At 59.8% G+C, this 24,202-nt stretch carries 26 protein-coding genes; 13 read left to right on the top strand and 13 right to left on the bottom strand.

All coding sequences use genetic code 11. From position 1 onward, the window contains the following. A partial coding sequence (locus tag VGI36_13580) for a hypothetical protein (protein ID HEY2486176.1) occupies positions 1–246 on the bottom strand: 246 nt, incomplete at its 3' end. Positions 247–362: 116 nt separating this feature from the next. Between VGI36_13580 and VGI36_13575 the strand changes: the two genes are divergently transcribed. After that, positions 363–1,190, top strand: a complete 828-nt coding sequence (locus VGI36_13575; GenBank protein ID HEY2486175.1) for an SDR family NAD(P)-dependent oxidoreductase — start codon at positions 363–365, stop codon at positions 1,188–1,190. A 72-nt stretch (positions 1,191–1,262) separates the two neighbouring features. On the opposite strand, the gene VGI36_13570 is transcribed toward VGI36_13575, so the two are convergent. The 3 genes from VGI36_13570 to VGI36_13560 form a co-directional block, all read right to left on the bottom strand. After that, a complete protein-coding gene (locus VGI36_13570) occupies positions 1,263–1,466 on the bottom strand; it encodes a CDGSH iron-sulfur domain-containing protein (protein ID HEY2486174.1) in 204 nt (67 codons plus the stop codon). A 118-nt stretch (positions 1,467–1,584) separates the two neighbouring features. Continuing rightward, positions 1,585–2,556: a DMT family transporter gene (locus tag VGI36_13565; GenBank protein ID HEY2486173.1), complete on the bottom strand. Its 972-nt coding sequence runs from the start codon at positions 2,554–2,556 to the stop codon at positions 1,585–1,587. Between the two features lie 25 nt (positions 2,557–2,581). Beyond that, positions 2,582–3,361: an undecaprenyl-diphosphate phosphatase gene (locus tag VGI36_13560; protein ID HEY2486172.1), complete on the bottom strand. Its 780-nt coding sequence runs from the start codon at positions 3,359–3,361 to the stop codon at positions 2,582–2,584. A gap of 187 nt (positions 3,362–3,548) precedes the next feature. Between VGI36_13560 and VGI36_13555 the strand changes: the two genes are divergently transcribed. Then, positions 3,549–3,854 (top strand): hypothetical protein, encoded by a 306-nt coding sequence (locus VGI36_13555; GenBank protein HEY2486171.1) that lies wholly within the window; start codon positions 3,549–3,551, stop codon positions 3,852–3,854. Between the two features lie 83 nt (positions 3,855–3,937). Here the strand turns inward: VGI36_13555 and VGI36_13550 are convergent, their stop codons facing one another. Beyond that, positions 3,938–4,459: a hypothetical protein gene (locus VGI36_13550; protein HEY2486170.1), complete on the bottom strand. Its 522-nt coding sequence runs from the start codon at positions 4,457–4,459 to the stop codon at positions 3,938–3,940. A 274-nt stretch (positions 4,460–4,733) separates the two neighbouring features. Between VGI36_13550 and VGI36_13545 the strand changes: the two genes are divergently transcribed. The 3 genes from VGI36_13545 to VGI36_13535 all read left to right on the top strand — a co-directional run bounded on the left by VGI36_13545 (position 4,734) and on the right by VGI36_13535 (position 8,680). After that, complete coding sequence (locus VGI36_13545; protein ID HEY2486169.1) at positions 4,734–6,098, top strand: hypothetical protein; 1,365 nt, start codon at positions 4,734–4,736, stop codon at positions 6,096–6,098. A 125-nt stretch (positions 6,099–6,223) separates the two neighbouring features. Next, positions 6,224–7,471, top strand: a complete 1,248-nt coding sequence (gene glyA, locus VGI36_13540; protein HEY2486168.1) for a serine hydroxymethyltransferase — start codon at positions 6,224–6,226, stop codon at positions 7,469–7,471. 126 nt (positions 7,472–7,597) lie between these two features. Then, a complete protein-coding gene (locus tag VGI36_13535) occupies positions 7,598–8,680 on the top strand; it encodes a TIGR03617 family F420-dependent LLM class oxidoreductase (protein ID HEY2486167.1) in 1,083 nt (360 codons plus the stop codon). A gap of 18 nt (positions 8,681–8,698) precedes the next feature. Here VGI36_13535 and VGI36_13530 read toward each other — a convergent pair whose 3' ends face one another. The 4 genes from VGI36_13530 to VGI36_13515 are packed head-to-tail and all read right to left on the bottom strand — an operon-like array spanning position 8,699 to position 12,552. Next, the gene (locus VGI36_13530) at positions 8,699–9,400 is read right to left on the bottom strand and encodes an iron-containing redox enzyme family protein (protein HEY2486166.1); all 702 of its coding nucleotides are present in this window, start codon (positions 9,398–9,400) and stop codon (positions 8,699–8,701) included. Between the two features lie 25 nt (positions 9,401–9,425). Then, positions 9,426–11,096: an AMP-binding protein gene (locus VGI36_13525; GenBank protein HEY2486165.1), complete on the bottom strand. Its 1,671-nt coding sequence runs from the start codon at positions 11,094–11,096 to the stop codon at positions 9,426–9,428. Between the two features lie 12 nt (positions 11,097–11,108). Continuing rightward, the gene (locus VGI36_13520; GenBank protein HEY2486164.1) at positions 11,109–11,774 is read right to left on the bottom strand and encodes a TetR/AcrR family transcriptional regulator; all 666 of its coding nucleotides are present in this window, start codon (positions 11,772–11,774) and stop codon (positions 11,109–11,111) included. 37 nt (positions 11,775–11,811) lie between these two features. Next, positions 11,812–12,552, bottom strand: coding sequence for a Phenylacetic acid catabolic protein (locus VGI36_13515; protein HEY2486163.1), 741 nt, complete (start codon positions 12,550–12,552; stop codon positions 11,812–11,814). Positions 12,553–12,944: 392 nt separating this feature from the next. On the opposite strand from VGI36_13515, the gene VGI36_13510 reads away from it, so the two are divergent. The 4 genes from VGI36_13510 to VGI36_13495 all read left to right on the top strand — a co-directional run bounded on the left by VGI36_13510 (position 12,945) and on the right by VGI36_13495 (position 16,509). After that, positions 12,945–13,622 (top strand): TetR family transcriptional regulator, encoded by a 678-nt coding sequence (locus VGI36_13510; protein HEY2486162.1) that lies wholly within the window; start codon positions 12,945–12,947, stop codon positions 13,620–13,622. Further along, positions 13,619–14,506, top strand: coding sequence for a phytanoyl-CoA dioxygenase family protein (locus tag VGI36_13505; GenBank protein HEY2486161.1), 888 nt, complete (start codon positions 13,619–13,621; stop codon positions 14,504–14,506). Before VGI36_13510 ends, VGI36_13505 begins: the two co-directional genes overlap by 4 nt. A gap of 32 nt (positions 14,507–14,538) precedes the next feature. Further along, the gene (locus VGI36_13500) at positions 14,539–15,357 is read left to right on the top strand and encodes a phytanoyl-CoA dioxygenase family protein (protein ID HEY2486160.1); all 819 of its coding nucleotides are present in this window, start codon (positions 14,539–14,541) and stop codon (positions 15,355–15,357) included. A gap of 78 nt (positions 15,358–15,435) precedes the next feature. Further along, positions 15,436–16,509 (top strand): diiron oxygenase, encoded by a 1,074-nt coding sequence (locus VGI36_13495; protein ID HEY2486159.1) that lies wholly within the window; start codon positions 15,436–15,438, stop codon positions 16,507–16,509. Positions 16,510–16,854: 345 nt separating this feature from the next. On the opposite strand, the gene VGI36_13490 is transcribed toward VGI36_13495, so the two are convergent. Both VGI36_13490 and VGI36_13485 read right to left on the bottom strand, forming a co-directional pair. Continuing rightward, positions 16,855–17,625 carry a glucose 1-dehydrogenase gene (locus tag VGI36_13490; GenBank protein HEY2486158.1) on the bottom strand — a complete coding sequence of 257 codons (771 nt, stop codon included), beginning with the start codon at positions 17,623–17,625 and terminating at the stop codon, positions 16,855–16,857. A 12-nt stretch (positions 17,626–17,637) separates the two neighbouring features. Further along, positions 17,638–18,393, bottom strand: a complete 756-nt coding sequence (locus VGI36_13485; GenBank protein ID HEY2486157.1) for a glucose 1-dehydrogenase — start codon at positions 18,391–18,393, stop codon at positions 17,638–17,640. Positions 18,394–18,513: 120 nt separating this feature from the next. Between VGI36_13485 and VGI36_13480 the strand changes: the two genes are divergently transcribed. Then, positions 18,514–19,332 carry an SDR family oxidoreductase gene (locus tag VGI36_13480; GenBank protein ID HEY2486156.1) on the top strand — a complete coding sequence of 273 codons (819 nt, stop codon included), beginning with the start codon at positions 18,514–18,516 and terminating at the stop codon, positions 19,330–19,332. A 119-nt stretch (positions 19,333–19,451) separates the two neighbouring features. Here VGI36_13480 and VGI36_13475 read toward each other — a convergent pair whose 3' ends face one another. After that, positions 19,452–19,814, bottom strand: coding sequence for a zinc ribbon domain-containing protein (locus VGI36_13475; protein ID HEY2486155.1), 363 nt, complete (start codon positions 19,812–19,814; stop codon positions 19,452–19,454). A 93-nt stretch (positions 19,815–19,907) separates the two neighbouring features. Continuing rightward, entirely contained in the window at positions 19,908–20,681 is a 774-nt protein-coding gene (locus VGI36_13470; protein ID HEY2486154.1) for a TatD family hydrolase, read from the bottom strand. Positions 20,682–20,771: 90 nt separating this feature from the next. On the opposite strand from VGI36_13470, the gene VGI36_13465 reads away from it, so the two are divergent. From VGI36_13465 to VGI36_13455, 3 genes are read left to right on the top strand one after another with little or no spacing between them, the layout of a single operon-like run. Beyond that, complete coding sequence (locus VGI36_13465) at positions 20,772–21,557, top strand: QueT transporter family protein (GenBank protein HEY2486153.1); 786 nt, start codon at positions 20,772–20,774, stop codon at positions 21,555–21,557. Next, positions 21,554–23,293, top strand: a complete 1,740-nt coding sequence (locus VGI36_13460; GenBank protein HEY2486152.1) for an energy-coupling factor transporter ATPase — start codon at positions 21,554–21,556, stop codon at positions 23,291–23,293. The genes VGI36_13465 and VGI36_13460 overlap by 4 nt, the downstream gene beginning before the upstream one ends. Then, the gene (locus tag VGI36_13455) at positions 23,293–24,078 is read left to right on the top strand and encodes an energy-coupling factor transporter transmembrane component T (protein ID HEY2486151.1); all 786 of its coding nucleotides are present in this window, start codon (positions 23,293–23,295) and stop codon (positions 24,076–24,078) included. The genes VGI36_13460 and VGI36_13455 overlap by 1 nt, the downstream gene beginning before the upstream one ends. The last annotated feature ends 124 nt before the right edge of the window (positions 24,079–24,202 follow it).

The following is a 24,202-nucleotide window of genomic DNA, read 5'->3' as shown; positions in this document are numbered from 1 at the left end:
CACCATATCGAACACGGTCACGGCCTCCCGAGGTTCGCCTTTGGTGTAGAGCGGATAGCCACCGAGGTTGGACAAGAACAGGAGCGAGCCGAGCGCGATCAGGATAAGGAGCGCGGGCCATGGCGTTGCGATTGCGCCGATCTGGATGGCCGCCGCAGTCGCGGATTCGGCCGACGATGAGACGTTAGAAGCGGACGGCGAAACCATCTCCTCGTCCGCGCGTGAGATCTCTCCAGTGTCTCTCATTTCCAACCCGGTGGGCTCCGACTAACATACCGACGCGAGCATTCCTGCGCGAGATTCCGGGGGCGCACGGGCCACCCGGCGTGGGAGGCAGACCAGCAGTGGGGAGTGCAAAAAATATGAGACTGCAAGACAAAGTGGCGATAGTTACCGGATGTGCACGCGACCGGGGAATCGGCAAGGCGATCGCGATGCGTCTGGCGCGCGAAGGTGCGCATATCGTGGCGGCGGACTATTGCCGCTCGATAGCTGAATACCCAGATGCGAAATTTGGCCAGATGGAAGAACTCGAGCGAGTTGCCGCGACCATCCGAGACCTGGGCCGCCGCGCGATTGCGGTCAAGGTCGACGTGACCGATGAGGGTGAAGTCGCCCGGATGAGCGACGCGGCCATGAAAGAGTTCGGGCGGATAGACATTGTATGCAACAATGCCGGCGGTGGGGTCGGGGGCGGCACGGTGGTCGAGCAATCGCTCGATTCTTGGAACAAAACGGTTGCGATGAACCTCACCGGCGCCTTCCTTTGCGCCAAGCATGTCGCACCCAAAATCATCGCGGGGGCGCGCGGCGGTCGAATCATCAACACCGCCTCGATTGCAGGAAAACGCGGTGGTCCGGGCATGGCTGCCTACTGCGCGGCCAAACATGGCGTGATCGGACTCACCCGGAGCCTGGCCCTGGAACTGGGCCAATTCGGGATCACGGTCAACGCGGTTTGTCCGGGGTTCGTGGAAACCCAGCTGCTTGAAGGCTTGATCAATATGGTTGGCGCGACCCGCAATCTAAACCGCGATCAAGTTATTAAAACGTTCGTCGCGCAAGTGCCGATGGGCAGAATGGAAACCGGCGATGATGTTGCCAACGTGGTTGCGTTTCTTGCGTCCGACGATGGCGGTTACATGACCGGTCAGGCCCTCAACATCTGTGGCGGCGTCGAGACGCATTGACCGCTACGCGCGCAATGACGGAGAGGTCCGAGGTGGAACGCGGACGCGTCCACCTCTTTCCCCGTCACTGGATCAGTACTGCTTGATCACCCGGGTCCGCCCGGCGTCGTCGTAGATGTAGGTGTCGGCGGCCTCTTCGTCGCGCGTTTTCTTGTGGCTGCCGTCGCAGAATGGCTTGTTCTTCGACAGCCCGCATCCGCAGATGTAGAGCGGCAACTCGGTTCCTTCCGCAATTTCGTACGGATGATTCACGTCGTGTCTGATGAGTCGTGCCATGGTTACTCCCTCGAATTGTTTGAGGTTCGGCGATTGAATGCCGACCTGGTGCTTCCGCTCAATTAGTTCCTCATGGGTAGCAGAGTCAATTGGCAATGCAAACTCTGCCCTTTGCGGTCTAGGTAAGCGGCTGATGAACAGCTTCCACGGCATCGCCCGCCGGATGTTGGCGATGGGCGTCGGCCCCCAGTACCAGCGCCAGGACTCCCGCAATGGCAATCAACACACCAAGAATTTCTCGCGCCGTCGCCCGTTCACCAAGAAAGACCACAGCGAACAGAATCGACAGCAAAGGGATTGCCGGGACGACCAGGGCCGTGGTCCAGGCCAGCGACAGGCGGCTGATTGCTCCGTACCACGTCAGCGCGCTCAGAAAATAGATGAACAATCCAGTCGCCACGATGATCGTGAGTGTGCCAACGTTCGCCAACTCGGGCAGCGTCGCAGGTCGAGTGATAATCAGCAGCGCCCCGAGTCCGAGCGCCGCGTAGATCATCCGTCCAGACGTAACCGTCAACGGCGACAGAGGCGGCATCATGCTGAGGCCCATCACATGCGAGGTTTGCCAAAACAGCGGGGTGATCAGAACCACCAGCGCAGCCCAGGCCGGTGAGAACGCCCCTCCGGTGGCAAACACGGAAGCGATGCCCACCAGAATCGTCGCAGTTGCCAGGAGCTGTCGGTTCGATGGCCGCTCGCGGACCACGATAATCGCGAGTACCAGCGAATAGATCGGTTCGCTCTGAAGAAGGATGGTGGTCGCTATCGCGTTAATCCGGGTCATGCCGAAGGTGAGCAAGAGACTGGTGGCCATGGTTCCGATCGCGGACATCATGGCGAGCCGAAGCCGGAAGGCTCGGCCAAACACCAACTTCAGCTCGCCGCGCGAATACATGAAAACGACGCAGAACAGTGCAGCGACTACTACTGCTCCCGTACAGAACAGCAATGGATCCAGGTTGGTAGCTCCCCAGCGGGTGAGTGCAGGTTGCCCGGCGCCGATGATGGTGTTGCTGAGGGCGAGAGTTACTCCGATCTTGAAGGCGCGCCTTCGCGTCTCCGGGCCAGCTGCGGGGCGGCCCGCTGGCACGGCAGCTTGAGGCGCACAATTCACTTCAGACGAGGGCGACGGCAAAGACCACCAGTGCGACGGCGACTCGGTACCACGCAAACGGCTGATAGGTTCGCGTCCGCACAAATCGGATCAACCCGGCGATCGCCGCCAACCCGAATACCGCCGCGGCAAGGAACCCCCACAAGACGGGAGCATGCATGCCGGTAGCAACCAGTTTGCGGGCCTCCAACAATCCGGCGCCGGCGATGATTGGCGTCGCCATCAGAAATGAAAAGTTCGCCGCATCCTCGCGCTCAATTCCCAGCGCGCGCGCCATCGTTATGGTGGCGCCCGATCGGGAAACCCCGGGGACGATGGCTAGGGCTTGGCTGAGACCAATGAGCAGGGCATCGGCCGCCGTGAAATCGGACACCTTGCGGCGGGAGTGAAACAACCTGTCAACTAACCACAAAACCATTCCCAGCACCGCCATTGTGCTTGCGATCAATAGCGGTGAGCGGAAGATGGTCTCGGCCTGCTTTTCCAGCAGTACCCCGATAATCGCACCCGGGACGGAAGCGATTATAAGTAGAAATAACAAGCGCCGAGAAGCTACGTCGTCGTTCATTAAGGATCGAACTAATTTAATCCATGTTTGCCAGTAATAGATTATGAGCGCTAGCAGGGTTCCCAGGTGCAAGGCCACGTCGAAGGCCAAGCCGGGATCTTTCCAATTGAGCAACCACGGTATCAGGATCAAGTGGGCGGAACTGGAGACGGGCAGAAACTCAGTCAACCCTTGCACGGCTCCCAAAACGAGGGCTTGAAAGCTAGAAAACATAATTAAATTGAGGGGTTATGGCTTTTGAAGTCATGTTCACCTTGGATTTCTGTCGTCGCTGAGTAGCGCTTGTGCGCGTTTTTTCATCCCTGCTTTCGCTTGACCGGGAGCCCTTATGATCTAAAATTAGGCGTAGCAAGTGGGGGCTTTGTCTTAGGCAGGAGGCTCCATGGCTATGAGCCGCAGCATGAGGGGTAAGGTAATTCCGTTGAGGGAAGGCAGCGTTGTGGACGAAGAGGATCCCTCGAACGTCCGGCTGTTTGATTCCGTCCATCGCGACGAACCGCGCCCGTTTCCGACGGTCAACACATTGCCGAGGTTGCCGCTTTCCATTCCGGACGAGATTCTCGACTACTACGGCTGGGTATTCTGCCAAGGTGGATTCCTCAACATGCAAATGACCTTCGAGCAGTTTCTGGCCGTTGTCGCGGCGGTGAGCCCGTCGGGACTATGCCCCGAGTATGATCCCACCGAACTGTCGACGAACGACTGACTGACCGGACTAAACTGGCAGTCAGACCGACGTCCTCTTCAGAAGCGGCGAGGAACCAGTGGAACACCTCTGCCAGGTGGTCTTTATGGATCACCGGGAGAACCTCCCTTCTGTTGGAGCAGCGAGTCGCTGACCCATATGCTCTGCACGCCGCTCAAATCGCTCGACGACGTAAGCCCGTTGTCCTTTGCGATTTTCTCCCAGTTGGCCTCGTTACCAGTAGCCCGTTTCGCCAGTGCACGGAGGTTTTCTCCAGGCAGCAGGGCGAAGTTGACCCCGCCATGGCGAGGTGTGCTCGATGGCGGCGGGTACTGAGTGGCGAGCTGGTCGAACTTGTTGAAGAGATTCAGTTTCTTGCTCGGCAGGTATGAAGCGATCTCGTCGTCCGCGACATCCTGCGTTTCAACGTTGGCGACGATTCGGCTAGTTCGCTGGCCGGTAGGGACAATCTCGATGATGTATCGGTATTGCGGATTGACACCCACGGCGCTTGCGAGCATTCCGGCCGGCTTGTCGGCCGGGCGCCACAAGGTCTCAAGCTTGTCATCGGGTTGAATCTGGAACAGCACTCCCTCCCCCCGCAGCACATCTTCTGTAGTCGCCAAACTATCCCTGGCTGAATAGGGGGTGTCGTGTTGTTCTCCGACCGCAGCTTCGGTGCCGCCACCTGAAGCGGTGTACGCTTTGTATCCGGCAGAACAAGTGCAGAGGATTAGGGTAAGAATTCCAGCAATCGCAATTTCGGGGTATCGGAACCGCACCGACCGCTCGCTCCCGCAGCGGTCCTAGAAAACCATGCAACGCCAGCCTGCGCAAGATAAATTGGTATTTTAGAGCCGATTGCACCCCGAACGTCGAGACGCTAATGAATACTCCCTTATGGCGGAATCAGGGACTGTCACCAACTCGCGGCACGTAATCGCAGTCGTCGGGGCGGCGACCGCGGGATCCGAAATCGCGCGAATCCTCGCCGCGCGCGGCGCCTTGGCTATCGTCTTCGAGCAAAACCCACGACCGTATGGAAAAATCGAAGACGGATTGCCACGTTGGCACGTTAAGCAGCGCAAGGACGAATACGAGGAGATCAACAAACGCCTCGACCACCCGAATGTCGCTTACGTGCCGCTCACCCGCATGGGTCGGGAACTGGAGTTTGAAGAGCTCCGGACCGCATGGGGCATCAGCGGGGTCGTTCTGACTCACGGGGCGTGGAGGGACCGCGCTTTTCCCGTCGAAGGCGCCGATCAGTTCGTGGATAAGGGCTTGGTCTATCAGAACCCGCTCATTTACTGGTTCAATCACTATCCGGAGCGCGCCTACGGCGGCCCACGCTACCAGCTCAAGCCCGGTACCATCGTCGTCGGCGGCGGGTTGGCATCGATTGACGTCGTAAAAGTACTTCAAATCGAGATGGCACTGGCGGCTCTGGCCGCGCGGGGAATCCGGGAGGAAATGTTACGGCTCGAGCGCGAGGGTCTCGAGCCGGTACTCGCCACTCACAAACTCAAATGGGCCGACCTCGGTGTCCAGCCTTGCAAGCTGTTTTATCGCCGCCGCGTCATCGACATGCCGCTATCCGACATCCCGCCCGATGCGCCCCCGAAACGTGCGGAATCACTGCGTATGGCGCGCAGCAAGATTCTCGAGAAGGCGATGCGCAAGTACCTCTTCGAGTTCCAGGAATTACGCGCGCCAACCGGGCTTCTGCTCGAGGACCAAAAGATGGTGGGGGCACAATTCAACGCCACGGAAGTAGCCGATGGACGGGTGCGGATTCTCGACAGCCCGGTGGAGGCCGCTCGCGGAGAGCTTACGATAAGTTCGATCGGCAGCATTCCGGAGCCCATTCCTGGCATTCCACAGAAGGGCGAAGTCTATACTTACGTCAACGAAAAGATCGGGCTCCTGCTGGACGGCCCGACGGCGGTGTTTGCCGCCGGGAACGTGCTCACCGGTAAGGGCAACATCAAGGATTCTCTTGAGAGCGGAACCGAGGTCGGAACCCGCGTTGCCGAAGCATACCTGGGACTCAGCGGCGAACAGCTTCCGCTTGCCGAAGGTGCGCGCCGGGCAGCACAGGCCGAAGCCGAGCAGATTGCCGCTGTCTTAGACGCGCGGCCGAAACTGGCGCCCGAAGCGGTGGAGAAAATCGTTCACCGCCTGCAAGAGCGTCAACAGGCGGTTGGCTACGGCGGCAATTACCGCGACTGGATTGCAAAAGTTACTCCGCCAGATCTGCAGTAGGGTCAAGGTTCTCAGCCAAGTTCTTCACCGGGACACTTACCCGGCTCCACGCCAACCGGTTGGCGCACCTGTTTTGCGTCGCGGCGCATCGCTCTGTAGGCTTAGGCTTTCTAAAGAGGCGCGGCGTGGACGATCTCAAGCGAACCGACCCGGAAATCTACGAGATAATTCGTAAGGAAGAGCGCTACGAACACGAGTCCGTCCGGCTCATTCCGTCCGAGAACTATGCTTCGAAGGCGGTTATGGAGGCCACCGGCTCGGTTCTCACCAACAAGTACTCCGAGGGCTACGCGGGCCGGCGTTACTACGAGGGCCAACGGCACATCGACGAGCTGGAGACCCTCGTAGTTCAGCGTGCCAAGGCGTTGTTCAAAGCCGAACATGCCAACGTGCAACCGTACTCGGGCTCGCCCGCAAATCTTGCGGTTTACTTCGGCCTTTTGAAACCCGGCGAAACGATCATGGGTCTTGCGCTCCCGATGGGAGGGCATTTGACCCACGGCTGGAACGTCAGCATCACCGGCACCTTCTGGCGTGCAGTCCAATACGGGGTCGATCGCGAGTCCCATCGCGTCGACTATGACGTGGTGCGAGAGATGGCCAAAAAAGAGCGTCCACGCATCATCGTGACGGGCGCGACGGCCTATCCACGGACCATCGATTTCAGGGCGTTTGGCGAGATAGCCAAAGAAGTCGGCGCTTACCTGCTCGCCGATATTTCACACATCACCGGCCTGATCGTGGGCGGGTTCCATCCAGACGCGGTTCCCTACGCCGATGTGGTAACGACCACTACCCACAAGACTCTGCGCGGACCGCGTGGGGCGATGATTCTCTGCCGCAAGGAAGTAGCGGATGCTATCGATCGCGCGGTATTTCCTGGTTTGCAGGGCGGCCCGCACAACCACACCACCGCCGCCATTGGCGTTGCACTGAAAGAAGCTGCGACCCCGGAGTTCAAACAATACGCCGGCCAGATAGTCCGCAATGCGAAGGCCCTCGCGGAGGAATTGCTGGCGCGGGGGTTTTCGCTGGTATCGGGAGGTACCGACAACCATCTCATTCTGGTGGACCTGACCAACAAGAAAGTAATTGCGCGCAAGGCGGCCAAGTCCCTCGATACCGCCGGGATCGTGTGCAACTACAACACGGTCCCCTACGATCCCCGCAGGCCATTCAGTCCCAGCGGAATCCGGCTTGGAACCCCGGCAGTTACCTCGCGTGGCATGCGGGAAGCCGAGATGAAGCACATCGGACGATGGATGGACGAGGCGGTCTCTCACGCCGGCGACGAGGCGCGCCTGCAGAAGATCGCTGGCGAGGTCGCCGAGATGTGCCGCAGTTTTCCAGCTCCCGGCATCCCAGTCAGCTAGTCATCCGTCAATTCGCCCCGGGCGACCGGCCTGGCGTGAAAGCCTGAAACTTCCACCCCGCAGTCCTCGCAACCCCAACTCTCGCGCGGCTTGACAGGGCGGGCGGCGCAACGAGATAAACGCCGCATGGCCAGGATCAAAGTCGAACGCGGACTTCATTTCGGAACTCCATACTCGCCGGACATGCAGCAGGAGGGGAAGCGTCACGAACCATCGTGGTCGACCCTGCGTGATCAGGTGCGCGATGCGGAAGCACTCGGCTACGACACGGTGATTGCCGTGGAAACCCAGCATGACCCGTATTTGGCTGTGGCGATTGCGGCCCAGGAGCCTTCGCACCTGGAATTAGGGACGGGAATTGCGCTGTGCTTCACGAAGAGTCCCGTGGCCACCGCCTATACCGCATGGGATTTACAACGCATGAGCGGCGGCCGTTTTGTGCTCGGGATCGGTTCGCAGGTGAAGGGCCACGTGACGCGGCGCTTTGCCATGCCGTGGTCAAAGCCGGCGCAGCGGATGAAAGACTATGTCGGCGCCATGCGCGCGTGCTGGCGGACCTGGCAGACCGGCGAGCCGATAGATTTCCGCAGCGAGCACTACAACGTTTCCTTGATGACTCCGAACTTTTCACCGCCTCCCCAGACCCACCCCAATATCCCGGTCCTGATAGCCGCCGTTCAGGAGCGGATGCTTCAGGTCGCTGGCGAGGTCTGCGACGGAGTCCGCCTGCACGGAATCGTGACGCGCAACTACCTGGAACAGATTGCTTTTCCGAACTTGAAAAAAGGCTTCGAGAAATCCGCCCGGCCCGCGTCTGATTGGGATAAGTTCGAAATCGGCGGCGGGGGATTTCTGGTTGCAGGCAAGGACCAGGACACGGTCGCGCGCGGCGTCGAAAACATGAAGTCTACGATCGCGTTTTACGGATCGACGCGATCATATCGGTCGAGCTTCGAAATCGATGGCTGGGGCGATACTGCCGAGCAGCTCCACAAACTCTCGGTACAGCAGAAGTGGCGCGACATGGCCCAGCTGGTAACCGAGGAGATGGTCCATGCGTTTGCTGCGGTGGGCACTTACCGGGATATCGCGGCCACGATCAAGAAGCGGTTCGCAGGGGTTAGTCGCCTGAGCTTCGATATGCCGGTGCGCAGCGAGCAAGATCGCGGAACGCTCAAAGAGATCGTGCAAGACCTGAAGAGACCGTAGCATCTGATTCGCCGAGAATCAGGCGACCGGCGGATTGGTATCTGCCCACAGCCGGCGCATGAACTCGATATGCGATTCTACCGCCCACAAGGTCTCGGCGGCCGCGCTTTCCGGGATCGCCAGAAAAATCGAGCCCGCGCTGGAGTCGCCGTGGTCCTTGTCCACCTTCACGTGGACTGAGAAGAAGAGCAGGGCGTCGTCGGAGAGATGATAGTGCCGCTGCAAGCCGTCGATCACGCGAACGTACGCATCGGGATTGAAAAGCTCTGAGCCCAGGCTGATCCCCGCCAGGGTCACGTACCAGGGCTTGGAATCCGCCAGCCAGTACATCCAGTGCACCATCGCGGTCGCATCGGGCGTCATGCGGGCGTGTAACAGCTCCTCTCGCGGGATCCCAATCGCTTCGCCAAACTCGAGATACAGCTCCGGATGTGACCGATTGACACCAGAGACTCGCCCTAACTCCTCTTCGATGAGGTTCTCGACGATGGCCTTTCGGGCGGGGAAGTCATCACACTTCGCATAGATCAAACCTAGGATGTTGGCGTTGTGGCCCTTGTTGCCGACAAACAGCTGGGTTGCCCAATGCCTGAGCTGGGGCATCGTGAGTTCGCCACGTTCGATTTTTTCGATGGTCGGATGAGATTTGAGCGTGCGATTGTTACGCTCCAGCCGTTTGATCAGGGCATCGAGCTCACCAAGTCCTTTTTGTACGTCCATGTCGATTCCCTCTCTCGCGCGTTCGCTAAGCGCGATTGTGGGTGTGCGTGCTGTCACTCCCCCTCTCGCGCCGATGCTCGCGATCGATTCGCATTTCGATATCGCGCCGCAGCTCCGCCTTTTTCACCTTGCCAACATTGGTCAGAGGCATCGAATCGATTACTTCAAGCCGTTCGGGCCATTTGTACCGGGCCAGCCCGCGCGTGACGAGAAACTCCCGCATCTGCTCCAGCTCCAGGCTGGCCCCCGGCTTGAGCGTTACGAACGCGCACGCACGTTCTCCAAGCAGCTCATCGGGCATCGCCACGACGGCAGCGGCCGACACGGAGTCATGAGCGATCAAATGGGACTCTACCTCTTCGGCGCTAATCTTTTCGCCGCCGCGATTGATTTGGTCTTTGATGCGCCCCACGACCACCAGGTTGCCGGAGGAATCGCGGCGAACGAGATCTCCTGTGCGATAGAAGCCGTCCCGGGTAAATGCCTCGACATTGCGTTCGGGGGCGCGATAGTAGCCCCGAATGGTGTAGGGTCCGCGACACCAGAGTTCGCCGCAATCGTCGGATGCGACCTCGCGTCCGGTCTCATCGACGATGCGGATTTCATCAGCAGGCGAAAGTGGTCGCCCTTGTGTCGAACATGCAACCTCATCCCGATCGTCTAGGCGCGTATAGCACAGTAAGCCTTCCGCCATCCCGAACACCTGCTGCACTGCCATTCTCGACCACGCGCGCTTGAGCCTGTTTGCAGTCGCCTGCTGCAGACGTTGCCCGCCAACCGTGATGACCTGCAGCGCGTCGAGCTGGCGGCGCTCGGGTTCCGGCAGGTCGAGGAGGGTGATCGCGAGAGTCGGGACACACGGCAGGTGTGTAATCTGCTCGCGTGAAATCGTCGCCGCGAGGTCGGCAGCCCGCGTGTCCTGGCTGAAGACCGTCGCCGCACCGGTCAGAAGAGCTCCGAGCAGTCCGGGGCTCGCCAGCGCAAAATTGTGCTCCGTCGGCAACACAATCAGGATTCGGCTCCTCGCTTCGAGTGCGGAGACCACGGCCGCCTCACGCGCGTTATACAGGTAATCTGCATGGGTGCGCGGAATTAGCTTGGGCAGGCCGGTGGTACCTCCGGAGAGGAGAAATAACGCACACTCGAATGGGTCGCCTCGCGAGGCACCGAGTGGTTCTGAATCGGGCACTGCCTCGTGCAGATCGATGGTGCGGGTTCGCGGTGAGACGCTGAAGACCGATTCCAGCGAAGGGATTTCGTTGCAGAGTTCCACCGCCAGCTTGGCGTGATCGAAGCCGCGGTACTCGGGCGCGCTCGCGATTGCCTTCGCATCGGTGAGCTTCGCCAGGTATGCCAACTCAGCTCGTCGGAATGCGGGTAGCGCCATGATTGGAATGACGCCGAGATCGAAGCAGGCCAACGACAGACTGGCGAATTCCACACAGTTGGGAAGTTGGACGATTATTCGCTCTCCGCACCTGAGCCCATTCTTTGCCAGAACGTCACGGAAGCTGCGAGCTTCTTCCAGTAACTGCGCGTAGGTAAGGGTGCGACTCGCATCTGCCACCGCGATTCGTTCCGGGTGCGCGAGCGCAGACCTGGACACCGCTTGGGAGATCGTTTCAGCGCGCCAATAACCTTCGCGGAGGTAGCGCTCCCGAAATTCCACGGGATATGGCGTACACCCATCCAGCATGCCAATGACCGGCTAGTGGTTGGCGATCGACCCGGCGACCATCCGAAAGACTTCCTCCATTATTCGCGCGCGCTGCTCGTAATCCCGAGTGGGTTCATACCAGGTGTAAAACCAGTTCATCGCGCCGAACAGAAGCGAAGTCACAATCCGGCTGCCCTCGCGATCCAGCGGGTGTCCCCGTTCGTCGGCGAACTGGTCGATTATCTTGCGGCACAGCCGCGAGTAGTCGCGCTTAAGGCGCGTGATATCGGCCGAATAGCGCCCGGTCAAGGAGTCGGCCTCGCGCACCAGGACCTTCATTTCCGGGAGATTGTCCATGTGGTACTCGAGATGACCTGCGATGAATTTGCGCAGCCGGCTTGCCGCATCGGGCGCGCCGTGTGCGGCTTCCTCCGCACGTTTCAGCAGTTCTTCGAACGCGCGGCGCGAAATCAGATAGAGGAGTTCTTCCTTGTTCCGGAGATAGTAGTAGATGCGGGGAAAGGAGATCCGCGCGTGTGCCGCGATGTCGCGGACCGAGGCCAAGCCGAAGCTCTTCTCGGCAAATACCGACGCCGCTGCGCGCAGAATGTGATCGATGTTGGCGTCATAGCGCTCGTCGGGGCCAGGCAGTTTCGCGCCGGTTTTGAGCTTGACCATCCGTCGTGCGGCGGTGGTCTGGGTTGCGGCTTTCTTCAAAATCTTTCTCTAACGAGCCCCGGTGGCGGGTCGCCGCCTACAGGAACCGGCGGCCTACCGTGGGATCGGGTATTGGCACTTCGAGGCGGTTGAGCAGGGCGTTTACTTCCGCCTGAAACTCGTCGCGCATCTGTTCGTTGGTGCGCCGGCGCAAGCCCCAGCGCAGGAAATCGTGCTGGCGTTTCGATCCAGATTTACCGAACATGTCCAGTCCGGCCGGATACCATTTCCGAAGGTAGTGAACCAGTTTCTCCCGCCCGTGCTCGGGGTCGCGCTGGAGATGGCGGCGCAGCAGCTTGTAGCCGAATGCCGCGTGGCCCAGTTCTTCCTTGTGCACGCGGTCCGCGATTCGCGCGAGCGGCTCGTACGAGCAGCCGACCCACTCATAGCCCATGTAGGCGCCCTGACGGTCGGCGAAAAAACTGAACAGACCGTATTCGATCCAGTCCTGCGCCTGATCGCGCATTTCGAAGATGTAAATCGGCATCGGCGTTGCCATAAACGCCTCGTCGACGTGAACTCCGAGATCCTCCAGCAACTTCATCCAGTAACTCGCGTGCCGGACTTCATCCGACCAGAAAGCCGCATACTCGGCCTTGTCCTCGGGAGTGGGCGCCATCGCCAGCGGCTTCATGAGGGTGCGCTCGGCGGCGAGCATGTATTCGGACTCGATGCGCGATTGGATGGAAAGCATGCGCACCAGCAGGTCCTTGTACTCGACCGGCAGTCCCTGCGGGCCGGAAAAATTGCGAGTTGTGTGTGGCTCCAAGTCGGGCATCTAGTGCTACTCCGCCGCCTTCTTGATGTTCTGAACGATAGTTCAGACGAGGCGTTCGATCAAGGTCCTAGATGAGGCAGAGGATAACAAAACCTGCTTACGTTATGAACCTGGTGCGTCGGAGATCTTTGAGGACAGACGTTAAAATCAAACGCAGGGGGTCGATATCACGCTGCGACCAACATCTTGCGCTGCGGTGACTCTACGGGACGAACCGACCCACGAAGGATTTTCTGCCGACCGCTCAGCTTCATAGTCTCACAGTTTTGACGCGACAACTTTGATTCACATTCTGGTCGCTTTCTACGGGTCCCTTCTTTCCGGTCTGGAGGCTCTTCAGGCGAGGCATCTATCTCTTGACGAGCGAACAACTGACGCGTACATTTGTACAGATGCTTTTCAGACACCAAAGCAAACCTCACTCTTCGGCCGAAGCGCGACGCAAGGAAATCCTGGAGGCGGCCCTCCATATCGTCGCCGACGGCGGTCCTGATGCGATTACCTTTCGGCGTGTCGCGGATCGCGCGCAGGTCCCGCTGGGCTCACTTACCTATTACTTCGATTCTCGTGAGGATCTCCTTCGCGAAGCATTTCGTCTCTATCTGTCCGAGGCTATCGCATTCATTTCCGACGTCGAGGATGAGAAGCGGCCCCACACTCCCTCGGGCATTATCGAATTGGTGCTGGAGATTGTGCGCCGGGAGTTTTCCGACAATCCCACAATAGTTCGGGTGGAGTATGAGCTGATTCTTTACGCGGCCCGCGATCCCGCGTTGGCTCGTGAGTTCAATGCTTACGAAAGATGGATGGAAGCTCGTCTCACGGCCGCGTTGGAGGAGCTCGGAGCGGCGCGTCCAGTCGATGCGGCGCGCACGATTATCGACGTGGTGCGCGGATTCGAGATCGAACGACTGACTCATACTGGAGCTCAGCTCGAAGACCTGAAACGAAGGCTCAGCCTTGTCATCGAAGCGCTCATCAGCGAGCGATCCGCGAGTGACACAGCTGTAGGAAATCGTCGGTCGCGCCGTGTGCGCGAATCGAATCGGAGAAGGACGTCGGTGCGATGAACATCAGCCATCTGAAAACAACTACTAGCGGCGAGGAAGTTTCCGCAGCGCTCGAAGGTGACGGCGCCGTAATTGTCGACTCGGTCCTGAGCGCGGGTGAGGTCGACGATGTCATGGCGGAACTGCGTCCTTGGATTGAAAACACCAAGCCGGGGCCGGACAGCTTTTCCGGACGAAATACACGCCGCACCGGCTCGCTGATCGCTCGGTCGCCCAAGTGCCGCTCGCTAGTGATGCACCCGCTCGTGCTCGCCACCTGCGGCAGGTTTCTTGGCCACGCTGCCAGCTATCAGCTCCACCTGACCCAAGTCATCGCAATCGGTCCGGGCGAACAGGCGCAGCACATCCATCGCGATCAGTGGGCCTTTGATTTTTTCAGTTTTCCGAAAGGATACGAGGTTCAGTGCAACACCATTTGGGCGATGACGGACTTCACTGAACAAAGCGGCGCGACCAGGGTGATTCCGGGCAGCAATCGCTTCGACGACAAGCTGCGCTTTAAGGAAGAAGACACCATACCCGCCGCAATGACCAAGGGCTCCGTGCTGTTCTATAGCGGCAGCGTTTATCACGGCGGAGGCGCGAATCGTTCCAGTGAAACCCGCATTGGAATCAATCTTACGTACAACCTCTCCTGGTTGCGGCAAGAGGAAAATCAATACCTGGCGGTGCCGATGGAAGTCGCACGCACACTGCCAGTCGAACTGCTTCGGCTGATGGGCTATCAGCGCGGAGCCTATGCGCTTGGCTACGTGGGCGATCTGCTCGATCCCCTCCAGGTAGTGCGGCCTGAAATCCAAAACCTCGGCCTTGGTCGCCTGGAGAACACCCTAGAGAAGCTGAAGAAGCCGCACGGCGACCGGGTGGAGCAGAAGCGCGACTAGGGCTCCGAAAATAGAAGACCGAGGTTCGCACTATGACTATCCTGCACCTTGATGCAAATGCCCGCCGCGAGGACGCTCTCGCCGCGATCGATCGGGATGGCGCTGTAGTAATCGATCGGCTCGTCTCTTCGAAGCTGATGGATCAGATCGCTTCCGAACTTCGCCCCTGGATAGATAGAACCCCCGCCGGTAAAGACGAATTCGAGGGACGGCGCACGCAGCGTACGGGCGGGTTGATCGCGCGATCCCCGACCGCCCGCGAGCTCGTGATGAATCCGTTGGTACTCGGAGTCGGGAAACAAATCTTTAGTCGAGCTACCAGTTTTCAAATGCACGTTACGCAGGTGATAACGATCGGCCCTGGAGAACCTGCGCAGGCGATCCATCGCGATCAGTGGGCCTTCGATATGTACCCCTTCGTCAAAGACTATCCGGTCTCGTTGGGCACGATGTGGGCGTTGACCGACTTCACCGCGGAAAACGGCGCCACCCGCATCGTTGTGGGAAGTCACAAGCTTGACGACAAGCTGCGGTTCACAGAGGCCGATACCCAAGCGGCGGAAATGACGAAGGGCTCAGTGCTGTTATACCCCGGAGCCACTTACCACGGCGGCGGCGCCAATCGATCGAGTGGCAACCGAACCGGTATCACGATTCAGTACAACGTCTCGTGGCTGCGTCAGGAAGAAAACCAGTACCTTTCCGTGCCTATCGAAATCGCACGGACATTGCCGGTGGAATTGCTGCGCCTGATTGGCTATCAACGCGGTGCATATTCGCTCGGCTATGTTGATGACTTGCGCGATCCGATCGAAGTGGTTCGGCCCGATCTGACTAACCAGCGCGGGTGACTTGAAGCAGTAGCGCGGAACAGGAGCCTGCGGCCCGGTCGCACGATCCAACGAATCCATACTCTGGGAGAACTTTTAATGTCCACCGCAAATCGATATGCAATGCCCATCGATGAACTCGAATGGATCGTACCTGAAGCCTTTGAGAGCCGTTTCAAATGGGAATATGAAGATGGCAGCGAATCCCTCCATCGCCTGTACGAAAAGGGCAAAAAGCAGCAGTGGAACGCGAGTGATCGGATCGATTGGTCGCTCGACCTTGACCCGGAAAATCCCGAAGAACTACCTGACGAGTATCTTTCGATTTATGGGTCTCCGGTGTGGGAGCGACTAACGCGAAATGAGCGCGCCGAACTCCGGCGTCATTCGCAGGCCAATGACCTCTCACAGTTCCTGCATGGAGAGCAAGGTGCGCTGATCTGCACCGCAAAAATCGTACAGCAGGTGCCGGACGTCGAGGCGAAGTTCTATGCTGCGACACAAGTGATGGACGAGGCGCGCCACGTTGAAGTGTACAAGCGGTTGCTTCACGAGAAATTTGATCTGACCTATCCGATCACGCCGCCGCTCAAGAGTCTGCTGGAAGGAATCCTGCGCGATTCGCGATGGGACATGACGTATCTCGGAATGCAGGTGCTGATAGAAGGACTCGCGCTCGCCGCCTTCGCGGGCATCCGCGATATGGCTAAGAACCAGCTCGCGGCAGCGGTAAACGCATACGTGATGCAGGACGAGGCGCGCCATGTGGCATTCGGTCGCCTGGCACTTCGCGAGTATTACCCGCATCTCAGCGAGAAGGAGCGCGCCGAACGTGAGGAGTTTGTGGTTGATGCGTGTTACACAGTGCGCGACCGGTTCAATTCGCGCGATGTGTACGAGCGCCTGGGACTGCCGATCAAGGAATGCATCGAGTGGGAAGAGAATTCGCCCGGGATGAAGGAATTCCGTGCAGCGCTCTTCACCCGCATTGTGCCGGCCATCAAGGACATCGGTCTCTGGGGGGCGCGTGTCAGAAAGGCCTACAGCGACATGGGAGTTCTCGCGTTTGCCGATGTTGATATGGAAGAGTTGGCGGCGCGCGACCAGGCGATCGCGGACGAGTTCGATCGAGCGCGCAGCGCATCGCAAGTCAAAAGAGAGAGAATCGCGTAGAAGCGGCTCTTTCTTCGGACGCTCAGCCGGTCAGCCTTTCGGCAGCTCCGTCGTCCGACCACCGCGCCTGACCAATAAGCTACTCACCGGCACTTACCGTACTGCATATGGGCGGAATCTCCGGGGAGGAGTTACGATTTCGCGCGCCAACGTGGAGCACCTCATGCTTCGAGTCCTCACCGAGCCTGAGAGCATCAACCAAGATATTGGAATCGCTAACTGACAAAGCCTTTCGCGCCCGGCGGCGAGGGCGAGCAAGAAACTGGCCAGCACGAGCCAGAACAACTCAGTTCTGCGTCTCAAATGGGCAAACCGATCGTCAAGGTGGCTTTAAAAGCTCGCCCGTTACCCGGCCATCGTCAATCCGCCGCTAACGCTGATCACCTGTCCGGTAACGTAGTCTGCGTCGGGTGAGACCAGAAACGCCACCGCCCCCGCCAGATCCTCGGGTTGGCCGAGTCGGCGAAAGGGAATGCCGCGCGACATCGCCTCTAGCACGCCTTCGCGGCCGGCCATTGCTTCGCGCAGCAGCGCGGTCTCGGTCGGACCAGGACACACCACGTTGACGTTTATCTGGCTGCGCGCAAGCTCGCGCGCGAGGGTTTTCGAAAACCCGATTATCGCGGCTTTGCACCCCGAGTAGACCGCTTCGCCGGTCGATCCAACCCGAGCTGCATCCGAAGCAATCGACACGATTTTTCCGCTCCCGCGGGCCTGCATTTTCGGAGCGATCACGCGGCAACAGTTGAGTACCCCGCGATAGTTGATCGCGATGATCTTCTCCCAGGTCTCTGGTGCGCTGTTGACGAAGGGCTCGAGCTTGTCCCACCCTGCGTTGTTCACCAGAATGTCGATAGGCCCGAGCTCTCCCTCGACTGTAGCGCTAGCTGCGGTCGCGTCCTCGAATTTGGTGACGTCGAGCTTGACCGCGATGACTTTCGCGCCGGTGCTTTGAATTTCGCCAGCAGTTTTTTGCGCGGTGTCGACTTGCACGTCCGCGATTGCCACCGCGGCGCCTTCCGCCGCAAGCCGCGTGGCGATGGCACGACCGATTCCCTGGGCCGCACCGGTCACGATAGCCACTTTGTCTTTAAGCCTGCTGATCCCGGAAGCCATATTGGTTCACCGTCAGCGGGCGATCCATCCGCCGTCGATTACGAATGGTGCACCCGTCGCAAAGGGAGCGTCGTCGCTGGCGAGGAACAGCGCGGTTCGGGCGATTTCCTCGGGCTTACCGATCCTACCCAGCAAGGAAACGCGATCATTCGTCTGCGAGGTGACGCCGCCTTGCTCGGACACGCGCCCCACCATTGGAGTGTCAATTACGCCAGGGCAAATGCAATTCACTCGGATCTTATAGCGCCCGTACTCGATCGCTCCGACCCGAGTTAGCGCGATGACGCCCGCCTTGGCTGCGCAGTATGCGGCCGCGCCTTTGATGCCGACGATTCCGGCTACCGACGCGGTATTGATGATCGCTCCACCACCACGCTTGATGAGATGGGGCAGCGCATATTTCATTCCGAGCCATACCCCACGGAGATTGATCGAGATGACCCGATCAAAAGCTTCCTCGCTGAGCTGGGCAAGAAAGCCGCCTTCGCCCTCGATGCCGGCGTTGTTGTACTCGATGTCCAGCCCGCCATAGCGACGGGCGGTCTCATCGCACATCGAACGCGCGTCTTCCGAATTGGATACGTCAACTCGCATCGCGAATGCGTCGCCGCCCTCGCGGACGATTGCCGCGGCAGTTTCCTGCGCTGACGCCTCGTTGATATCGACGGCCGCCACCTTGGCGCCCTCGCGGGCGAACAGCGATGCGGCGGCGCGGCCCATCCCCGAGCCAGCCCCGGTAATCAAAGCGACTTTCCCGACAAGTCTCATCGAGCCCTCTCCGTGGGTGAATCGTTGTGAGCTGCGACGATAGCGTATTCGCCGCCCGACGGGTTAGCTGCGGCTACAGGGCGTTTGAGGATTAGCGTCTTTGACTAGGAAGAAATCAGTATGCGAGAACCTACCATGCGGTTTGACGGAAAAGTTGGAATTGTAACGGGCAGCGGATCGGGAATCGGACGTGCGACGGCCATCGGGTTCGCCGGGCGCGGCGGAACTGTCGTTATCGCCGACATCAACGAGGAAAATGCCCGGAAGGTCGAGCACGAAATCATCGACGCCGGCGGGCGCGCCACCGCGATGTCGGTCGACGTGACCAAACCGGCGGACATCGAGCGGATGATCGCGGATACCAACCGCCGCTTCGGGCGAATCGATTTCTTGCACAACAATGCGTTCGGGATGCCGGCTACCGCCCAAACCAGCACTCAGGCCGCCGGACGGCTGGCCGACGTTGAGGAATCGGTGTGGGCTTACATGATAGATGTCGGAATGACGGCGGTTTGGCGAGCGATGAAACGCGTGCTCCCGGTTATGCGTACGCAAGGCTCGGGCGCCATCGTGAATACCGCGTCAATCTCCGGACTTCGCGCCGACTATGGCATCGCCGCCTACAACGCCGCCAAAGCCGGGGTGATCAACCTTACGCGCGTAGGCGCGATCGAGTATGCGCGCGATGGAGTGCGGGTGAACTGCATCTGCCCGGGGGCCATCGATACACCGCTGCTCGCGCCTGCGTTGGAGCAGCCCGGATTCGCGCAGCGGTTTTACGAGACGATTCCCATGGGGCGGCTCGGCAAGCCCGAGGAAATGGCAAATGTCGTCCTGTTTCTGGCGTCTGACCTTGCGTCGTTCGTGACCGGAGCCGCGTTTGTAGCCGACGGCGGTCAGACCGCCAAAACCGGCAGTCCGTCATTCATGCCCGAATAGGTGCCCGATCTGGGGATTGAGTGCGGCGACGGTGGTGGGTCCGTGCGGCAGAGGACAAACGAAGTTCTGCTCAGGGCGGACGGAAGCTAGCCGGCGTCGGAGCTCGTTTTGGTAAGGTCCTAGAGGTCGTCACCGCCGGAACCTTCGCCGCTATCGTCTATGTCGCCGCCCGACTCCATCTCTTCCATTGCTTCATCGAAGTCCTCGCCGCTGAAGTCCTCGCCCATCTCCTTACCCATTTTTTTCATCATCTTGGCGACGCTTCGCGGATCATTTTCGTCGAAGTCGCCGAGTTTGGATGGGTCGGAAAGAGAGTCGAGCCGCCGCTCCTCGCTCTTGGGCATCGCGAAGCGCGACATCAGCTTTTTCATCTTGCTGCCGCCGCAGTGCTTGCATTGCGCGCGCACCCGTTCGCTGACACGGGTGGTTAAAACGCTCGTGCGTCTATGACAGTCCTGGCATTCGTATTCGTAAATCGGCATGGGCTATCTTGAACTACTCTCCGACTATTTAGATCTATTTCAAGGGGTTCGAACACGGGTCGACAAGGGCCGCGTCACCGCAATAGCCCGGGCCTAAGGGGGTATACGAAAGAGCATCCGGGTATTGGTGGTTGTCACAGCGCCGACCAGCTCGCGCCTTACATTCAGGGTCGATGCCACCGCATCAACCGTCTCTATGATCATCGCGGGTTCGGTCGGCCGGTTTTCAAAGGGACCGCCATGTGGCCAGGGACCGTCGGTTTCAAGCAACATGCGTCCCAAGGGAACCATCTTTGCCAGGTGTTTGTCGCGATCTCGGTAGGCGACTTCGGGCGTGAGGGAGATGAAGTACCCCGCTTCCAGGATGGCATGCGTCGTTGCATCGTCGGATTTGTGCCAATGAAACACGGCGCGGCGGACTTCGGCTTCCCTGAGGACTCTCAACGCATCACGCGCGCTGTCGTGCGGGGCGTGAATGATCATCGGAAGGTCAGCGTCGACAGCGGCCCGGGCAAAGCGTGCGAGGTTACGCGCCGCACTTGCGAGCCTGCCGGGCTCCCGGGCGCGCTCTCCGTACCAAGGCATCCCGACTTCGCCGAGGGCGCAGAGCAGATCGCGCTCGGATCGAATCAGGGTCAGAGCCTCTTCCAGGTCAGCATCGGTCAGCTCAAGCCGCTCGGGGTGATATCCGCACGAAGCATAGACCACTCGCGGATACCGCTGGGCGAGATCAAGTACGCGTCGGTTCGACGTCCCCCCGGTTCCCGGCGCGACCATTGCCGTAACGCCCGCTTCAAGAGCGCGCTTGATCGCGGCGGACGGGTCGGCATACTGGTCAGCGTCAAGATGGACGTGGCTGTCGATCATCCACTAGGTCTCAGGCTGCGAGCGCCGGTGCGCTTTGGCGCCGAGGGCAAATCCTACTTTACGCGTGCGCGTCACGCGTAGCGAAGACCGATGAGCGGCCTGCAGTTGATGTGGCGCAACACCCGCATGGTGGTGTTGTGCGCTATTTCGGCGGCGCTGTATGCCGCGGTGCTGGTGCCGTTCAAGGTCGTTCCGTTGATTCCGGGCGTCACCGAGCTGCGACCGGCCAACGCGATTCCGGTGGTATGCTCGTTTCTCTTCGGACCGGCAGCGGCCTGGGGTAGCGCGATCGGCAACATGATTGGCGATTTCTTTGGTGGCGCTTCTCCCGGAGACATTTTCGGGTTCTTCGCCAACCTGGTCTACGCGCTCATTCCGTTCAAGGTGTGGGAGACGATAGGCGGCGGGCAGAGCCCGGTTCCGCGCACGCCACTTTTGGCGGTGAAGTACGGCTTCGCCTGCTTGGTCGCCAGTGTTTTGTGTGCGGACCTGGTGGGATGGGGCGACAACGTGCTGGTGATTCGGCCTTTCGCGATGCTCGGCAACGTGATCATCCTCAACAACATGGTTTCGGCATTGGTGCTGTCTCCCTTCATACTTGCCGCGGTGTACCCGCGGGTTCGCAAGGGCCGGTTGCTCTATGGTGACGTAATGCCGGAACTCAAGCTGCGGCCGCTCGCGTCCAGGATCACCGGAATTGCACTATTGATTGTGGGTGGAGGCGGCGCGTGGCTGCTTGGAAATCTGCTTTCGACCGGTTTCTGGCAGCCGCGGTTCCTTCCCGCATGGATGAATGTCGCGCCCTACGACAAGGCAGTCTTGATCCTGGTTAGTCCGATGATCTTCCTGGCTTTCGCGGGTCTCGCATTGATGTGAAAAGCGAACTGCAGACTCCCGCGGAGGGATCTATAGCCGAAGCTGCGCTGTCGGCCTCCGAGGTTACGTTCGTCTACCACGGCGCGACCGTTCCCGCGCTGCGGTCCCTCAGCTTCGAACAGGGACGAGGCGAAATGATCGGAGTCATGGGGGCATCGGGAGCCGGCAAGTCCACGCTCGCCAAATGCCTCAATCGCCTGATCCCCGAATTTGAAGGTGGTGAATTCCGCGGGATCATCGTGATCGGAAAGACCCGGCTCGACAGCCTGCGGGTGTGTGAAGCAGCGGCGCAGGTGGGGATGGTGTTTCAGGATTTTGAGGCGCAGCTCTTCTGCACCAGTGTGGAGTTGGAAGTCGCGTTCGCGATGGAGCAGGTCGGCATGGAACGTGCCGAGATGAAGGCCCGCCTGGGCCCTGCGCTTGAAGCGGTCGGTCTTGCGGGCTTTGAGCAACGTGATCCGACTTCCCTTTCCGGTGGAGAAAAACAGCGGCTCGCTATCGCGTCGGTGCTGGCGCTGCGGCCCTCGATAATCGTGCTGGATGAGCCCACTACCGACCTCGATCCGGAAGGCAAGGCGGAAGTCTTCGATCTGATCGCCAAACTGCGGGGACAAGGCCTGAGCCTGATCGTCGTCGAGCACGAGTCCGAAGAGCTGCTTCACGCGGATCGGATTCTGCTCTTGCACCAGGGCAGGATCGTAGCGGATGGGCCGCCTGCTGTAGTGATGACGAATTTCAATCTGCTCGAGCTGTGCGACGTGCATTCGCCGGGCCTCAACCGGGTGCTTGACCTGCTGGGAATCGGGGGCCACGTGAGCGATGTCGATGCCGCTTATGAGGCAATCGTGCGAACGTTTCCTAAGCTCCGCAACTCCAAGCCCGCCATCCTGGCCGCAACCCCGAGCCCGAAGGCGCGCTTGGACCGAGCGTTCTCGGCGCCGCTGGTCGAGGTCATGGACCTCACGTTTGCGTATCCAGGTGGAGCAGCGGCGCTCGAGCACATTGGCCTGGAGATTCACTCGGGCGAGTTCCTCGCGATTGTGGGCCAGAACGGGTCCGGCAAGACCACTCTCGCCAAGCATATCGTGGGTCTGCTGCAACCAACTGCGGGACGGGTGATGCTCAAGGGGCGCGACCGGGCGACGCTGCACGCGGCGGAGACCGCCCGCGAGGTGGGGTACGTCTTTCAGAACCCCGACCATCAGATTTCGGCGGCCAGCGTGTGGGACGAGGTCGCCTTCGGTCCGCGCAACTTCGGCCTCGATGCAGAGGAAGTCGAGCGGCGATGCGTGGAGGTGCTCGACGCGGTGGGGCTGCTGGATGCGCGCGACAGCGATCCGTTCCTGCTCAGCAAGGGCGAGCGACAGCGGGCCGCGGTTGCCAGCGTGTTGGCGCTGCGGCCTCGCCTGCTGATTCTCGATGAACCGACCACCGGGCTCGACCATCGCGAGCAGCGTCGAATGATGGCGCTGGTGCAAGAGCTCAACCGAAACGGCATCGCGATCGTGATGATCACCCATACCCCATGGCTGGTCGCGGAATATGCGAAGCGCGTCGTGTTGATGCGCAAGGGGCACAAGCTTTTCGACGGTGCGGTGGAGGATTTCTTTGTCCAGGATGAAATCCTCGCCCATTCCTCGTTCCGCGCCCCGCCGGTGACTCGCCTCGCGCGCAAGCTCGGCACTCTAGCTCTGACGCCGCAGTCCCTGGTGGATTGGATCAAGGAACGGGCCTGATGGCGATTTATCTCTATCTGGACCGCGACACCTTCGTACACCGGCTGCACCCGACCGTCAAAGTCGTCGCCTTGTTCGTGATGTTTTGGTCGGTGTACTGGGTCGACAATCCGATCGCGCTGTTGCCGCTTGGGATTTTTATGTTGTGGGTGGCCCAGGCTACGGGGTCGTGGCGCAACTTCTATCGCTATCGTTGGTATTTTCTGATTCTGATTTTCACGACCACGATCGTATGGATGTTCTTCTATCGGCGGGGAACTCCACTCGTCAATTTGCCTTTCATCCACGTAAGTCGAACCTCGCTGGTCTTTGGACTGGGGCGGGGTATCAAGCTTGCAGAGCTGCTCGCCGCTTCGGTGCTGTTCCTCTCCACCACCAGGGTGGAGGAATTCACGGTGGGACTGGCGAAGCTCGGGGTTTCTTACCGCGTCGGGTTCGCGATTTCGCTCGCGTTCCGGTTAGTCCCTCTGTTTATTGATTCGGCGATGACGATCGTCGATGCACAAAAGCTGCGCGGCTATGATTTCGATCACGGCAGGCTCTTCGAGCGGATGCGCCGATACGTCACGGTGGTGATTCCGGTTTTCATGGCGGCACTGCGAAGGGCGAACAACATGGCGATGGCGCTTGAAGCCCGCGGCTTCGGGCTTCGCAATCGGCCAACGACACTGATCGAATATCCGGTCGTGGGCGCCGATGTGCTCGCCGCGATGACCCTGTTTGTCATCGGGGCGGGATACTTTCTCATCTACTACACCGGCTACGGAGGGATCGCGGTCAGATAGTCAGGACCCTCGAGCAGAGCGGAAGGAGCCGGCCGCAGTAGCCACGCGGTCGGCGGAGCCGGGGCTTTCCTTTTTTCCGCGCGTTGCAGCGTGCTATTTAACCGGGATTGGTCCGCCGTTTCTG

The organism is Candidatus Binataceae bacterium, assembly GCA_036495685.1.
GTDB lineage: Bacteria > Desulfobacterota > Binatia > Binatales > Binataceae > JAFAHS01.
Note: the sequence above shows the minus strand (reverse complement) of the source record. Positions and strands in the feature narration are given on the sequence as shown.